This window comes from Providencia sp. PROV130 (genome assembly GCF_028482225.1).
Classification (GTDB): Bacteria; Pseudomonadota; Gammaproteobacteria; order Enterobacterales; family Enterobacteriaceae; genus Providencia; species Providencia rettgeri.
The window spans coordinates 71624-86357 of sequence record NZ_JAMPQC010000001.1 but is presented as its reverse complement, the minus strand read 5'-3'; the positions used below and the strand labels follow the sequence as shown (position 1 = coordinate 86357).

Sequence of the window (14734 nt, the reverse complement as noted above, 5' to 3'; positions counted from 1 at the left end):
CTTATTTAAATGAAAACTATGATTTAGCAGAAGCTAATGTTTTACTCATACGTTCATACCATTTATTAATAATTATTTTCTGTTTTTTAGTGGCCTTCTTTTCCTTTTCTGACATCACTTTCATCAAGCTGTATATTACCGATAATTCATGGCCACGGTCTCCAGAAGCTGCCATAATTTTTTGCCAATAAAATTCTTTTTCTTTTTCATCTAATACAGAAAATACCACACCTAAAACCCAAGCTTCTTCGGGTATTTTATTACGTAACATGACCAGATAGTGTATTTCATCTGCTTCTTTATAAGTCATATCATGAGAGACTTTTTCACCTGTACTCTGTTTCTTCGCTTTTCGCTTCAATACTTGAAGCATTTCTAATGCATGGTCATAATTTATTTTGTCTATCAATGTTTTATTAATTGTTTTGTTTTTTTCTTTCATCACCAAATAAAAATAATCTGTTATAACTCGACCAAAAATTGATGAGCCATATTTGTTTTCATAGAAATAGCTGTCAATATTCCTTAGTGTTTCGATTGGGTTATAGTCTGCTCTTGAATGATTCATTCCTCCTAGAAATGCCATAATAATTAATATATAAATACGCTTATTTCTTAACACCCCATTAATTAAATTCATAAAACTCCTTAGTGAAAAATGAAATATAAAATAAAATTTAACTTATATAAATTTAAAACTTGCAGCAATATATGATATTTAAAAATATAATTTAACTTTCATTGAATCCGTTTTTTCTCTCTGTAACTGACTAAAAATAAGAAAAAACATGAAAAAATTGAACCCGCAGAAAAGCTAAACTAACGTTTGAAAACGTAAAAATAACGATGAGACATTCATTATTTGCCTAAGCGTGATCTACCTACCGTAATGCGTATGCCGTTATCGGCTTTCATTCCCTTTCGCGCATAAACTCCTTATCATATGCACAATATTTTTCAGTAAATTTTTTAACGCTTTTTTATCATTATTTACTGTACATATTTGCTGTTTAGCTTAGGATCTACCCTGACTTTGTTGATTAATCGTCCGAAGAGTGATATTTCATGGAACATGAGTACGAAACAAAACGCCCTCTCTATATACCCTACGCTGGCCCAATTTTGCTTGAATTCCCTTTGCTGAATAAAGGAAGCGCCTTCACCGAAGAAGAGCGTGCAAATTTTAACTTGCATGGTTTACTTCCTGAACAAGTTGAAACCATCGAAGAACAAGTTGAACGAGCCTATCGCCAATTAATTGATTTTAAATCAGATATTGATAAACACATTTATCTGCGAAATATTCAAGACACCAACGAAACCTTATTTTATCGCCTTATAGATGCTCACCTCACTGAAGTAATGCCTATTATCTATACCCCAACCGTGGGTGAAGCTTGTGAGCATTTCTCTGACATTTATCGTCGTGCACGTGGTTTATTTATTTCTTATCCGAATCGTGAATACATCGACGACATGCTACAAAACGCCACTAAACAAAATGTGAAAGTGATTGTTGTTACTGATGGCGAACGTATTTTAGGCCTTGGTGACCAAGGTATCGGTGGTATGGGTATCCCAATTGGTAAGCTATCCCTGTATACCGCATGTGGGGGTATCAGCCCTGCTTATACCTTACCTATTGTTATTGACGTAGGAACCAACAACCCACAGCGTCTGAATGACCCTCTGTATATGGGATGGCGTCACCCACGTATTACGGGTGATGAATACAACGAGTTCCTTGATGAATTTGTTCAGGCAGTTAAACGCCGCTGGCCAAATGTATTATTACAATTTGAAGATTTCGCTCAGAAAAATGCGATGCCTTTATTAACCCGTTACCGTGATGAGCTATGCTGTTTCAATGATGATATTCAAGGCACCGCATCGGTTGCATTAGGTAGCTTAATTGCCGCCAGCCATGCCGCAGGCAGTAAGTTAAGTGACCAACGCGTGACTTTCTTAGGTGCAGGCTCAGCGGGTTGCGGTATCGCAGAACAAATTATCGCTCAAATGAAATCTGAAGGGTTAAGCGACGAAGAAGCGCGTTCGCGCATTTATATGGTTGATCGTTTTGGTTTATTAACCGATAAACTGCCTAATTTACTCGATTTCCAAGCCAAATTAACCCAAAGCAGTGGAAATTTAACCGACTGGGATGTTAACAGTGACTCAATTTCACTGTTAGATGTCGTACGCAATGCCAAACCAACCATATTGATTGGTGTGTCTGGCCAAGCTGGGTTATTCACAGAAGAAATCATTAAAGAGATGCATAAGCACTGTGAACGCCCTATTGTGATGCCGTTATCTAACCCAACATCACGTGTTGAAGCTCGCCCTGAAGACATTATCAATTGGACTGATGGCAAGGCCTTAGTCGCAACAGGAAGTCCATTTAACCCAGTGTCTTACAAAGACCAAGTGTTCCCAATTGCACAATGTAACAACTCCTATATCTTCCCGGGTATTGGTCTTGGTGTGATTGCCTCTGGTGCTAAACGTGTCACTGATGGCATGTTAATGGCTGCCAGCCGTGCTCTCGCCAGCTGTTCGCCACTAGCCAAAAATGGCGAAGGTGCGCTATTGCCTTTACTGTCTGATATCCAAGATGTTTCACGCATTATTGCTAAACAAGTGGCAAAAGAAGCACAAGTTCAAGGTGTGGCAACGGTCACTTCGGATAGCGCGCTTGATGAAGCTATTGAACGCAATTTCTGGAAGCCTGAGTACCGTACCTATAAACGAACTTCGTTTTAATTTGTCATAATGACGTTGAAAGGAGCTCTTAGAGCTCCTGAGGTTGTTGACAAAGCGGGATAAAAGCGTGGTTTTTCCCGCTTTGTGTTATCAGCCGAAAATCAATAAATTGATTTTCCTAATTTATTTTCAAAACCTATCAGACTTGCTGCTCTTTAGAGCTCTTTTTTTGTTTTTTATGACCCCTACAAAATGATATCTGCATTCTCAGATAATGATAAATTGCGCTAAACAAATCACTTATTTAAGATAACGGCCATGACTGATTAATAGGACATTTACATGACTGGCGACCTCAATACTGCTATTCCACAGAAACCTAAGTTTTCCCTATGGGCAATAGCCCTAACGCTTTTTATTGCAGTGCTGAATATTGTTGTTTATTTTTACCAGCTCAATTATGCCGCCCCACTCGATTCCCAAGAAAATAACTTATTGTTATTTGGTGCCAATGTTTACCAACTTTCATTAACTGGGGATTGGTGGCGTTATCCAGTCAGTATGGTATTGCACTCAGGTGGTATGCACCTTGCTTTAAATACATTGGCCTTGTTTGTTATTGGGATTGAATGCGAACGCACCTATGGAAAATTTAGGATGCTCGCGATATACCTATTTTCAGGTATTGGTGCCGCATTTTTTAGTGCTTATTGGCAATATAGCGAAGCCATTAAGGAAGCAGCAAGCCGAGCATCAATGAATGCATGGAACAGTTTATATTTACCTGATAACACAGTGTATATTACTGTTGGCATTGGTGCATCTGGTGCCATTATGGGGTTAGCTGCGGCTTCTGTCATTGATTTATTAAAAAGAATTAATCACCCCAACCTTTCTCTTGAAGAACGCAACCAATTAAAACGCCCGCTATATAATATTATTGGGATGATTGCGTTAACTCTTATCAATGGTTTGCAGTCAGGTATTGACAACGCAGCTCATATTGGTGGCGCAATACTCGGTGCGGTTATCAGTGGCGCTTTTGTACTAGCTCCCCATGCAACAGCTCGAGCAAAACTGCTGTCTAGTGGCTTAATTGTACTTATAGCCGCCGCCTTACTCACTATTACACTCAGCCAGTTTTCTTCCTTACAAGACGAAGACCTAAACTATGAGCGCCAATTTATTTACCAAGAAATGACAAAAGAGCTTAATCAGCGATAAACGCACCGTTTTTAGTGAAGAGTCAGTCCTATTATTAACAACATCAATAATAGGACTCATGACCCTAGAAGGTGAATAAATTCATTGTCATCATTACTGCACTACAGGTAATTAATAACAATGTAATGTATTGAAAGGTGCGTTCAGATAAACGGATCAGTAAATATTTAGCCAGTGGCATCACAATCAATGCCCCTGCACACAATATCAGCGCCAATTTTAAATCCGTATAGCCATCTTGCGCATAAGCTAAAGCAGAGGAACCGGATAACACGGTTGTTACAAAAATCGATGTGCCAATTGCTTGCTTAATATTTAGTTGCATATAGCGCAATAACATAGGGAGAACAACCACCCCACCACCAACACCCGTTGCACCAAGTACAACACCCGCCAAGATAGCTGGCACAGCCATGGATTTTAGCTGGTCCCCTTTCGCCGTTTCTTGTTTGATGATCGAAACAAAAAACATTCGCTGAATAAATAAATAGAGCGAAAAAATAATGGCAGCAGCCACTAAGAGATTAATCCCCCACTCAACTTGTTTTTCATACCCCGGTAACCCCCCCAGCCATGTCACAAACAAGCTAGAGAGAAAGGTGCTCGGTAACATAATCGCTAACACAATCATTGCCCCTTTAAAGGGAATATTGCCTAGTCGAAAATGCATATAAGAAGAAGAAACCTTCATTAACATCGAAAGAAAATTGGCAGTGGCTACTGCCGCTAATGCATTTAGCCCAAAGAAATAGGTCAGTATCGGTAATACAATCACACCACCACCGACACCCGTTGTGCTAATAATCAGCCCAATCAGTGCACCTATCGCTAACTCCGTTACAATCATTAACTCTTGCCTTGTATCAGTGCTCGTCGCCCTTTTTGTAATGCTTCATTTGCATCACTATCTGCTAACGTGAGGTATTTAAAAAATAATGTATCGAAAGTAATCATCTGTAACACTTGGGGGGTGATGATGCCTAATTGGGAGTGTTGCTCATCATAAAAATAAGGCAAGGCGAAGTCCGCTAACTTCATCGCTTCATCTTGGCCAAAACGCGTCAGTGCGACTGTCGGGCATCCGGTTTCTTTTGCAGAACGAAGCATGCTATTGATTTCTTGAGTATTTCCGCGTGCCGTTACCGCAATAGCAAGGTCTTCTGGCCCCAAATTTGCCGAGTAACTTAGCTGAACATGCAAATCATAACTAAACAGTGCATGTTTATTAATGCGAATTAATTTATGGAAAATATCACTGGCAACAATAGCTGAAGACCCGACACCAAACAGCACAATACGTTTGGCCTGGTACATTTTTTGCGCAATCGTATCCACAACTGGTGGTTCAAGCAGATCCAGTGATTTTTCAATAGCCGAAATAAACATGTGCCCCGTTTTAGCGATAATCTGAGAAGTATCATCGTGGCGACTCAGATTACCGTATAGGCTTTCGGCTTTGTGTTGTTTCTCATCCGACAAATAATCGACTTTAAATTCAGGATAGCCACGGTACCCCATTTGACGTGAAAAGCGGATAACAGATGCACTACTTACCCCAGCCGCCTGCGCCAACTCCGCTGCATTCATCGCGATAAGACTTTCGCGGTTATCCAGCAAAAAGGTGGCAATACGTTGTTCTGTGCCTTTACCGCGTGTCTGCAAGCTTTCCAGTTTTACCGTCAGTGTCGACATGGCTTTTCCTTCTAATTATTTTTCTGGATCAGTGAAGCCTATTATCATACTGGCAATGAACCCGACAATCCATGCACCTGCAACAGCAATTAAGAAATCCAATATTTGGCCATCACCCACTAATGGAATTAATGATAACCCTGCTGTTCCAAAAGGAATGATGATCCCGACATGGAAGAACGCCATTAATGCCCCGCCCGCAGCTCCACCAATGCAACCTGCAATGAATGGTTTACCTAATGGTAATGACACACCAAATAAAAGTGGTTCACCGACACCAAAAATACCCACAGGTAACGCACCGACTAAGGTTTTCTTCAAGCGTTGGTTTTTGGTTTTTAAATAAACCCAGAAACACGAACCCACTTGCCCCATTCCCCCCATAGCTAAAATTGGGAACAAGTAATTCAGACCAAAAGTTTGTAAAATTTCAGCGTGAATTGGGATCAAACCTTGATGTAAACCCGTTAGTAATAAAAATAAGAAGCTTCCCCCCAAGATACCGCCAGTCGCCACGGCACCACCGCCACTATTTAATAAAGCGACAGAAACACCTTGCGCTAAAATTTGATTTAAGTAATGCCCTGCAGGTTGGAACACTACAATTGCCACCATCGCTGAGACTAAAATGGTCACAAATGGCGTCACGATGAGGTCTAAGCTTTCTTTAATGATACTTCTAAACCACACTTCAAATTTAGAAGAGAAAACGACCACCATAAGCACTGCAAAAATTCCCCCACTACCCGGGACTAACTTCGAGCCAAATAAGGTGATATCCGCTAAACCTGGCATTGAAAGTAATCCAGCCATGACCGCACCAATTGAGGTAGATGCACCAAGCTCTTTCGCAGTATTCACCCCAATCATAATTGAAAGATAAACAAAGACTGCACTACCAATCAATTTTAATAACTTAAATAATTCAGGGAATTGTTCAACAACGCCTGGTGCCACTAAACGCACAATATTGATCAGCCCCATAATCAAACCACAACCAATCAGTGCAGGAATGGTTGGAACAAAAATGGCGGCCAACGTATTTAGCATACGTCGTATGGAAAATGCTTTTTTCTCTGCTGGTGCTGCACTTTCCGTTGTTGCAGAGGTACTACCTTGCATGCGTTTGTTCATCACCGAAAAGACTTTCGCTGCGGTTCCCATTCCAACAATCACTTGTTGTTGCTCACCATTGAAAATAACGCCTTTTACACCCTCAATTTGTTTCAAAGCTTCAGCATCGAATTTACTGTTATCTTTTAAAACTAAACGGATACGCGTCATACAGTGAGTTAATGTTGCCACGTTCTCAAAGCCGCCCGCATATTTTTCTATTTCTCTGGCGAGTACTTCCAGATGTTCTATCTTATTAGCCATATGATTCCCCTGATGTTGACTGAGCCAGTAAACCCGCTCTTCATCACGCTATCCCATTACTTAACGGTGATTGCTAACATGCTGTCCAAGGTGGTATTTGGATGCTGTTGAACGATATCCGTTGCTTGCTGTGCATTAATCTGTAGCTCATGCATTAAAATTGCACGTCGTGGATGATAATCCACTTGTGCCAATAACCCTGCTGCGGTGTGTTCATCTATACCGCAAACTTCACTAACAATCCGTTCTGCGCGGCGCAGTAATTTGATATTACTGGCAACGACATCAACCATTAAATTAGTATGAATACGACCCAATCGCCCCATTACACAGGTACTTAGCATGCCTAAAATCATTTTTTGTGCAGTACCGCTTTTCATGCGAGTTGAACCCGATAACACTTCAGGACCAACATCAGGTGCAATCGCTAATTTTGCGACATCACTGACTAATCCCCAGCCTCGCGTGGTAATAGCCACCGTTAACGCACCGATTTCATTGGCGTATTCAATACCCGCTAAAGTAAATGGTGTGCGTCCGCTGGCAGCGATACCCACCACGACATCTTTTGCACAAAGCTGGCGCTTTTTAAGCTCATCAATCGCTGATTCTGCTGAATCTTCAATATTTTCAACTGCTTTTAGCATTGCATCTTGGCCACCCGCAATAATCGACTGTACCATTTCAGACGAAGTACCAAATGTTGGTGGGCATTCTGCACTGTCTAACACGGCTAGCCTGCCGCTGGTACCTGCCCCAATGTAAAACAAGCGTCCACCTTGCTTTAAGCACTCAGCAACAGCATCAACCACTTGGGCAATCGCAGGTAGAACGACCTGAATAGCACCTGCAACCGTGCTATCTGCTTGGTTAATGACGTTCACCATCGAGAGTGTATCCAAACGTGAAAACTGTTGCGTTTCCTGATTGAATTCATTGTATAGACAGTCACTCAGAGTATTTTCGGCTAGAGACATTCAAACGCCCTCATGAAATTTAATTTCATTAAAAAATACATTAAATGAATTTTTATTTCAATTTAAATCACTGCGATTTCATACAACTTAATTGCAGGTTATGATCTTTCTCACAATTATACGTTTGTATTGAAAAGCTACCGGTGACAAAAGCCACCGGCGATAATGCTATTTTACGAACTTGCAGGTTCCGAAGGCTGATGGGATGTGAAAATCAGGTTTAACAGAATCAGGCTTGATCCAGCTAATCCATTTACGCACTTGCTTAGGTTCGCCCGCACTGAACTCTCCGCGCAAAATGGCACACATTAGTGTCTGTTTGTCCGCGTCTTGCCATAAATCGAGTTTAGTAAATTCATCTAAATCAATTTTTCCTGTTAATACATAACCATTTGGCGTTATTTCACCCACCGTTTGTAATGTTTCCCAATTCCAACTTGGGTCAACTTCACGATAATAATTAGCTTTTGCATCGAAAGTGCGCCCTTTCGGGTCCATTTCCGCCGTGTAATACGGTTTTAATTCAGGGCTAGTCGTGAAAAAAAGTTCAACTCGGTCAGAATCTAATACCGCTTGGTCTTTATCTGAGTTATCACCTAGCTGAATATCTTTATCATCTGCAATAAAGCGGAAATATAATGCGTCATCACTCCACAGGGCACGAAAATCTGTTTTAGGGGCCGTTTCCTTTTCCCATGGGTAAGTAAAATCGGTTAATACTTCTGCTTGTTCCCAGACTTCCGGACTTTTCGTCGCATCATTGAGTGATTTTAACTGATTGGTGTGATTGATTTGGTACTCTTTCGCTGCCACACTCGCTGTAACAAGTACGGCACTTGTGGCTAGTAATGTCGTTAGCTTCATACTTTCCTCACCTATCTGATTAAAAATCTGTTATTCACAAAAAACCATTAAAGAAATAATATTTCACTGCAAATATAAAATATAGAATTAAAATTTCATAATATATAGCTTCATTCTATAAAAACTATCATGATGTGAAGCTGCTCACTCTTTAATAAGAATGTGATTTATCTTTTTCATCCAATTTCTGATTAATTTTGATTCAATTATTGGGCTTAATATTAGTCAACCCCGATTGTAATGTAGACATTGACATGATTTTACGTTACGCGACTTGCGTCACTAATTTAAGTCAAGTAGCCTAGAGACACTGGCCTATTGAGGCCAACAATTTCAAAATTATGACTCTTTATTATCAAGGCTAGGACATGAGGAAACGTCTGTTTTTTGGTCTTATTATTCTTGCAGGGATCGCATTTACGACCATAATGTTGCTTGATCGCTGGATAAGCTGGGATACCGCCCCCTATATCTATGAAGATGTAGAAAAATTGCCTGCGCGCGATGTCGGCATGGTACTTGGCACATCCAAATATTATGCCTCTGGTGTTAATAACCTCTACTATACCTATCGCATTAAAGGCGCAGCTGAGGCATACCACAGTGGAAAAGTTAAATATTTACTTCTCAGTGGTGATAATGGCGCACATAATTACAATGAGCCAATCAACATGCGCAAAGATTTAATTAAAGAAGGGGTTCCAGCCTCTAAAATTGTGCTCGATTTCGCTGGCTTTAGGACATTAGACTCAGTGGTACGTACTAAAAAAGTGTTTGATACCGATAATTTTACGATTATTACCCAGCGTTTTCATTGTGAACGAGCGGTCTTTATCGCCAAACATAAAGGTATTGATGCACAGTGTTTAGCGGTTCCGACACCTTCTGGAATGTATAAAGTGAGAGTACGCGAAGTGTTTGCACGGCTAGGAGCTTTGGCGGATTTATATATTTTAAAACGCGAACCTAAATTTTTAGGTGAGCAAGAATCTATCCCTGCTCCTATTAAAATGCCTGAAGGAATTAAAGGCTATCCAGCGGTTTCACCGGATGAAGTCAATAAATTGAATTAGATCTATAAGTAGATGAACCTTCATCTACTTATTAATTTTCCGGTCAATTTACGCCAACACCATTCAAGCGGCCCCTGCCTAAAAAACATTAACCAATAATAAGAAAACAATAAATTTGCCCCCCAAATAATGGGAACCAAAACAAGTAATTCAACCCTTGTAAATTGCCCAAAATAGCCTAAGTGGTAAAACAATGTGGTACAAATTAGCGTTTGCAAAATATAATTACTCAACGCCATACGGCCCACATATTGCAGCCCATGGATTACTTTATTGTTTACCACTATTCCCCAAAAGCCATACACCAGAGCTATGTATCCTATAGATTGAAATGGAATAACTAGCTCATTAATAATATAACCAATGATTGAAGTTGAAAAATAACTCCAATTGAATTGGCTTTGCATGTATAGCGAAACTATTTGAATCAATAAGGATGGCAAGATAAATATGCAGGCTATTTTGCGGTAATGTTGAGCACTAAATTGCCCTCGTAACCAACCATTTTTCATTAACAACGCGCCAATAATCATCAACGCAGATAATTGCCAGCCATATTGGATAACCAGCATTTCAACCATCTTGAGCATCTCTGATGCTCGATAATACACACCATCCATTCCCCCCGAGGTATGTATAGTATATTCAAATGCCAATTGCTTATCCGAGGTTTGCCAAAAACCAGAGGGATCTACACCGCTTCCCAACACGAGCAAGATGACTAGCCCAATCAAATATAGTGACAATGCTATTTTCAATAAAAAACCATCATCATATTGATTAAGCAAATAGGCTACCAACAAGCCCGTTAATGCATAGGCCAAAAGAATATCACCGTCCCAAAAGCCAACCCCATGAATCACCCCGAATAGGGCTAAAACAAATAAACGGCACCGGTTCCAACCAAGAGAACGAGGCTGTAGCAATACAAGTGTTGCCCCAAATAGGATGGAAAAAATAGCGAGAACTTTACCTTGAAAAAGGACATTGAAAACACCCCAGAGGTAAGCCTCTGACTCGGGTGTTGTATTGGTGTAATAAGGGTTTAAATACGCCGCTTGTGGTAAAGCAAAAGCAAAGATATTCATTAAAAGAATACCTAAAATCGCTATACCACGGACGGCGTCAAGTGCGTCAATACGACTTGACGGTGTCGTTGTTGTCATAAATTATAAATGGCGAACTGCACGTAAAAATTCTTGTCGTGTGTTTTGGCTTGATTTAAACAACCCGCCTAATGACGTTGTTGTTGTTGCACTTGTCGCGTCACGAATACCACGTGCTTTCACGCAATAATGCACTGCATCTATGCAAACAGCCACATTCGTTGTTCCCAGTAATGTTTGCAAAGCAACCAAAATTTGCTGTGTTAAACGCTCTTGCACTTGTGGGCGTTGTGAGAAAAATTGCACAATTCGGTTAATTTTCGATAAACCAATGACTTTATCTTTTGGAATATAGGCAACTGTAGCTTTTCCATCGATCGTAACAAAGTGGTGTTCACAGGTGCTTGTTAGCGTAATATCACGCACGGTGACCATTTCATCCACTTTCATTTTATTTTCAATCAGAGTGATTTTTGGAAAGTTTGCGTAATCTAGCCCTGAAAAAATTTCATCAACATACATTTTTGCGATGCGACGAGGGGTATCAGCTAAACTGTCATCGGTTAAATCCAAATTCAGCAGCGTCATGATCTCTGTCATGTGCCCCTCAATCAGTTTCTTGCGTTCGTCGCCTGATTTTGGCTGGATACGCAAAGGCGTTTCTAAGCCTCTTGCCTCCAGTGCGGCATGAACTAATTCGGCCTCTTTACTCAGAGATGACATGTGATCCTCCACAAATGGTATAACTATTTTTATAAAATGCAGGTGTGCGGTACTCTAAAACAGCAGGTACAGATAATCCAGTACAACATGGATAATTACCGTGAAATATTTGCACTTATTCATGCAATTCATTCACCCTGTTAATCTATCCTTTAAAAGGTTTTACACCTTACATACGGTGATTAATAGCACATTTTTTATTGATACATTAATTTTAAAAGATAAATATAGAGTGCCTAACTATTTAACATGATTATAGCAACAACAGTTTTGTTATTTTGTGCATAATTTTCTCTGTGCTAATGCCAGCTAATTGTCTAAATCTCACTAAAAGCTATCTGTAATCAATTTCTATTCATTCACCCACTAATGGATTTCTGCCATAATATGCATTACGAACACATTTTAAGCCTCAAGGCAGATAACAATAATGAGGGTCATTATTTATGGATCAGTGTCATACTAACGATTTGATTTCTCTAGATGTTGCATTGGAAAAATTACTATCTCAAACGAAAACCGTCACAGATACCGAAATCATTCCACTGACCTCCTCTGCACAGCGCATCATTGCGACAGACCTGATTTCCCCTATCAATGTCCCACCATTCGATAATTCTGCTATGGATGGCTATGGCTTGCGTTTTGCCGATTGGGATGGAAAAACACCAATGCCAGTGGCTGGTAAATCATTTGCCGGCAATCCTATGGAAGGCGAATTAAAAGCAGGTTGCTGCGTGCGTATTATGACCGGTGCCCCGATTCCACAAGGCGTGGATACGGTTGTGATGCAAGAATCTACAGAGCAAACGAGCCAAGGCATTGTATTTACCCAACCTATCAAACAAGGTAGTAACGTTCGTAAAGCAGGGGAAGATATTGCCCAAGGCAATGCTGTGTTCCCTGCAGGAACGTTACTCACAACAGCCCAACTGCCGTTAATTGCTTCACTGGGGATTGCAGATGTCACCGTTTATCGTCGCCTTAAAGTTGCCGTTTTTTCAACAGGTGATGAACTACAAGCCGTCGGCCTTCCTTTAGCAGATGGGCAAATTTATGATACTAACCGTTTCACCGTTCGCCTGATGCTTGAAAAACTTAACTGCGAAGTACTTGATCTAGGTGTGATACCGGACTCGCCAGAAAAACTCAAACAAACCTTTATCGAAGCTAACCAACACGCTGATTTGGTCATCAGTAGTGGCGGCGTTTCCGTGGGTGAAGCTGACTATACCAAACAAATTTTGGATGAATTAGGCACGATTGGTTTTTGGAAGTTAGCCATTAAACCAGGAAAACCCTTTGCATTTGGTAAGTTAAGTGACGCTTGGTTTTGTGGGCTACCGGGGAACCCTGTTTCTGCTGCACTCACCTTTTACCAATTAGTTCAACCACTGATTGCGCGCCTTTCAGGGCACAGCCAATGGCGTGCCCCGCTACGCTTCAAAGTTCCAGTTACCACCGCGTTGAAGAAAAGCCCGGGTCGTTTAGATTTTCAGCGAGGAATTCTAAGCACCAATGAACAAGGACAATTACAAGTCGCCACAACGGGTCACCAAGGCTCACACGTGTTTAGTTCATTTAGTTTAGCTAACTGCTTTATTGTCCTTGAAAGAGAACGTGGCCGTGTTGAAGCGGGTGAAATGGTTGAAGTCGAAATGTTTAACTATTTATTAAAAAGTGAATAATAACTGTGCAAGAGCTTAGCGATCCGGAAATGTTGCGGTACAACCGCCAAATTATCCTCCGTGGGTTTGATTTCGATGGGCAAGAAAAGCTTAAAGCTGGCAAAGTGCTGGTTATTGGCCTTGGTGGTTTAGGCTGCGCTGCCACTCAATACCTTGCCGCAGCAGGTGTCGGTCACCTGACATTGGTGGATTTCGACACCGTGTCATTATCTAACTTACAACGGCAAGTGTTGCATCGTGATGCGACCATTGATATGCCAAAAGTTGATTCCGCGAAAACACAGCTTGCAGCCATTAACCCACATATCCAAATTGATACCGTCAATGCACAGCTAGATGATGCACAACTTGATGAATTAATCACACATCATGATGTGATCTTAGATTGCACTGATAACGTCGCCATTCGTGAACAGCTCAACCGGTTGTGTTTACCACATAAAAAGCCATTGGTTTCAGGTGCAGCTATTCGCATGGAAGGACAATTATCTGTTTTCACTTATGAAGAAAATACCCCTTGCTATCACTGTTTAAGCCGTTTATTTGGTGACAATAGCTTAACTTGCGTTGAAGCCGGGGTCATGTCCCCTTTAGTCGGAACCATTGGTACGCTAGAGGCGATGGAAGCAATTAAATTATTAGCTAATTATGGGAAGGTTAATTCAGGAAAAGTATTGCTATTTGATGCAATGACCATGGACTTCCGCCAATTTAAACTTAGCAAAGACCCGCATTGTGAAGTCTGTGCTAAAGGCTAACGGCTAAATTTTCGAGCAAGTTGACTTTTTTCATCATTCAGGCGAGGCTTTTCTCGCCTTTTTCCTATTTCAATCACACTAAAATTAAGAATAATCCGAAAAAATAATTTAATTGCCCTTTCACCTTATACTATCTCTCTTTTGTGGTGCTTGATGGTTTAAATATCACCACTGTTTATTCTTTTGATAAAGTTACTGAGAGTATGAATATGCAATTCCCTCCTTGCCCGAAATGCCAGTCTGAATACACCTATACTGATAACGATATGTATATCTGCCCTGAGTGCGCGCATGAATGGAATGATGCCGAGCCTGTAGCTGATATTGATGAATTAATTGTAAAAGATGCCAATGGTAACCTGCTAGCTGATGGCGATACCATCACCGTGATTAAAGATCTCAAAGTCAAAGGCAGCTCTTCAATGCTAAAAATCGGTACCCGCGTTAAAGGTATCCGTTTGGTCGAGGGCGACCACAATATCGACTGTAAGATTGATGGTTTCGGTCAAATGAAATTGAAATCTGAGTTTGTGAAGAAAAACTAAGTTT

14 protein-coding genes are annotated in these 14734 nt (G+C 40.6%); 6 read left to right on the top strand and 8 right to left on the bottom strand.

Annotated features, from left to right (window positions below; genetic code table 11):
- Window positions 1-16 precede the first annotated feature (16 nt).
- A complete protein-coding gene (locus PSF28_RS00395) occupies window positions 17-640 on the bottom strand; it encodes a hypothetical protein (RefSeq protein WP_115167695.1) in 624 nt (207 codons plus the stop codon).
- 425 nt (window positions 641-1065) lie between these two features.
- Here PSF28_RS00395 and PSF28_RS00390 point away from each other — a divergent pair, with 425 nt between their 5' ends.
- The gene (locus tag PSF28_RS00390) at window positions 1066-2763 is read left to right on the top strand and encodes an NAD-dependent malic enzyme (RefSeq protein ID WP_109910989.1); all 1698 of its coding nucleotides are present in this window, start codon (window positions 1066-1068) and stop codon (window positions 2761-2763) included.
- Window positions 2764-3045: 282 nt separating this feature from the next.
- Entirely contained in the window at window positions 3046-3927 is an 882-nt protein-coding gene (locus PSF28_RS00385) for a rhomboid family intramembrane serine protease (RefSeq protein ID WP_110731802.1), read from the top strand.
- Between the two features lie 64 nt (window positions 3928-3991).
- Here PSF28_RS00385 and PSF28_RS00380 read toward each other — a convergent pair whose 3' ends face one another.
- From PSF28_RS00380 to PSF28_RS00360, 5 genes are all read right to left on the bottom strand, one after another.
- A complete protein-coding gene (locus PSF28_RS00380) occupies window positions 3992-4774 on the bottom strand; it encodes a sulfite exporter TauE/SafE family protein (protein WP_004909234.1) in 783 nt (260 codons plus the stop codon).
- The gene (locus PSF28_RS00375) at window positions 4774-5619 is read right to left on the bottom strand and encodes a MurR/RpiR family transcriptional regulator (RefSeq protein WP_004909230.1); all 846 of its coding nucleotides are present in this window, start codon (window positions 5617-5619) and stop codon (window positions 4774-4776) included. Before PSF28_RS00375 ends, PSF28_RS00380 begins: the two co-directional genes overlap by 1 nt.
- Window positions 5620-5634: 15 nt before the next feature.
- Window positions 5635-6996: a PTS transporter subunit EIIC gene (locus tag PSF28_RS00370; protein WP_004909226.1), complete on the bottom strand. Its 1362-nt coding sequence runs from the start codon at window positions 6994-6996 to the stop codon at window positions 5635-5637.
- A gap of 56 nt (window positions 6997-7052) precedes the next feature.
- The gene (gene murQ / locus PSF28_RS00365) at window positions 7053-7973 is read right to left on the bottom strand and encodes an N-acetylmuramic acid 6-phosphate etherase (protein WP_272684442.1); all 921 of its coding nucleotides are present in this window, start codon (window positions 7971-7973) and stop codon (window positions 7053-7055) included.
- Window positions 7974-8141: 168 nt separating this feature from the next.
- On the bottom strand, window positions 8142-8837 hold the full coding sequence (locus tag PSF28_RS00360) for a sugar-binding protein (protein ID WP_272684441.1): 696 nt from the start codon (window positions 8835-8837) through the stop codon (window positions 8142-8144).
- Between the two features lie 368 nt (window positions 8838-9205).
- Here PSF28_RS00360 and sanA point away from each other — a divergent pair, with 368 nt between their 5' ends.
- Window positions 9206-9910, top strand: coding sequence for an outer membrane permeability protein SanA (sanA, locus tag PSF28_RS00355; RefSeq protein WP_272665383.1), 705 nt, complete (start codon window positions 9206-9208; stop codon window positions 9908-9910).
- A gap of 20 nt (window positions 9911-9930) precedes the next feature.
- On the opposite strand, the gene yeiB is transcribed toward sanA, so the two are convergent.
- Both yeiB and folE read right to left on the bottom strand, forming a co-directional pair.
- Window positions 9931-11076, bottom strand: a complete 1146-nt coding sequence (yeiB, locus tag PSF28_RS00350; RefSeq protein ID WP_272665384.1) for a DUF418 domain-containing protein YeiB — start codon at window positions 11074-11076, stop codon at window positions 9931-9933.
- Window positions 11077-11079: 3 nt separating this feature from the next.
- A complete protein-coding gene (gene folE, locus PSF28_RS00345; protein ID WP_004256561.1) occupies window positions 11080-11739 on the bottom strand; it encodes a GTP cyclohydrolase I FolE in 660 nt (219 codons plus the stop codon).
- A gap of 446 nt (window positions 11740-12185) precedes the next feature.
- Between folE and moeA the strand changes: the two genes are divergently transcribed.
- From moeA to PSF28_RS00330, 3 genes are all read left to right on the top strand, one after another.
- Window positions 12186-13427, top strand: a complete 1242-nt coding sequence (moeA, locus tag PSF28_RS00340; RefSeq protein ID WP_210836101.1) for a molybdopterin molybdotransferase MoeA — start codon at window positions 12186-12188, stop codon at window positions 13425-13427.
- Between the two features lie 5 nt (window positions 13428-13432).
- The gene (moeB, locus tag PSF28_RS00335; protein WP_210836099.1) at window positions 13433-14185 is read left to right on the top strand and encodes a molybdopterin-synthase adenylyltransferase MoeB; all 753 of its coding nucleotides are present in this window, start codon (window positions 13433-13435) and stop codon (window positions 14183-14185) included.
- 209 nt (window positions 14186-14394) lie between these two features.
- Window positions 14395-14730, top strand: coding sequence for a zinc ribbon domain-containing protein YjdM (locus tag PSF28_RS00330; RefSeq protein WP_004909208.1), 336 nt, complete (start codon window positions 14395-14397; stop codon window positions 14728-14730).
- Window positions 14731-14734: the final 4 nt, after the last annotated feature.

What these genes read in the sequence shown, in the direction of transcription:
- PSF28_RS00395 (WP_115167695.1), bottom strand. Translation starts at nt 640, where the DNA reads ATGAATTTAATTAATGGGGTGTTAAGAAATAAGCGTATTTATATATTA.
- PSF28_RS00390 (WP_109910989.1), top strand. Translation starts at nt 1,066, where the DNA reads ATGGAACATGAGTACGAAACAAAACGCCCTCTCTATATACCCTACGCT.
- PSF28_RS00385 (WP_110731802.1), top strand. Translation starts at nt 3,046, where the DNA reads ATGACTGGCGACCTCAATACTGCTATTCCACAGAAACCTAAGTTTTCC.
- PSF28_RS00380 (WP_004909234.1), bottom strand. Translation starts at nt 4,774, where the DNA reads ATGATTGTAACGGAGTTAGCGATAGGTGCACTGATTGGGCTGATTATT.
- PSF28_RS00375 (WP_004909230.1), bottom strand. Translation starts at nt 5,619, where the DNA reads ATGTCGACACTGACGGTAAAACTGGAAAGCTTGCAGACACGCGGTAAA.
- PSF28_RS00370 (WP_004909226.1), bottom strand. Translation starts at nt 6,996, where the DNA reads ATGGCTAATAAGATAGAACATCTGGAAGTACTCGCCAGAGAAATAGAA.
- murQ (WP_272684442.1), bottom strand. Translation starts at nt 7,973, where the DNA reads ATGTCTCTAGCCGAAAATACTCTGAGTGACTGTCTATACAATGAATTC.
- PSF28_RS00360 (WP_272684441.1), bottom strand. Translation starts at nt 8,837, where the DNA reads ATGAAGCTAACGACATTACTAGCCACAAGTGCCGTACTTGTTACAGCG.
- sanA (WP_272665383.1), top strand. Translation starts at nt 9,206, where the DNA reads ATGAGGAAACGTCTGTTTTTTGGTCTTATTATTCTTGCAGGGATCGCA.
- yeiB (WP_272665384.1), bottom strand. Translation starts at nt 11,076, where the DNA reads ATGACAACAACGACACCGTCAAGTCGTATTGACGCACTTGACGCCGTC.
- folE (WP_004256561.1), bottom strand. Translation starts at nt 11,739, where the DNA reads ATGTCATCTCTGAGTAAAGAGGCCGAATTAGTTCATGCCGCACTGGAG.
- moeA (WP_210836101.1), top strand. Translation starts at nt 12,186, where the DNA reads ATGGATCAGTGTCATACTAACGATTTGATTTCTCTAGATGTTGCATTG.
- PSF28_RS00330 (WP_004909208.1), top strand. Translation starts at nt 14,395, where the DNA reads ATGCAATTCCCTCCTTGCCCGAAATGCCAGTCTGAATACACCTATACT.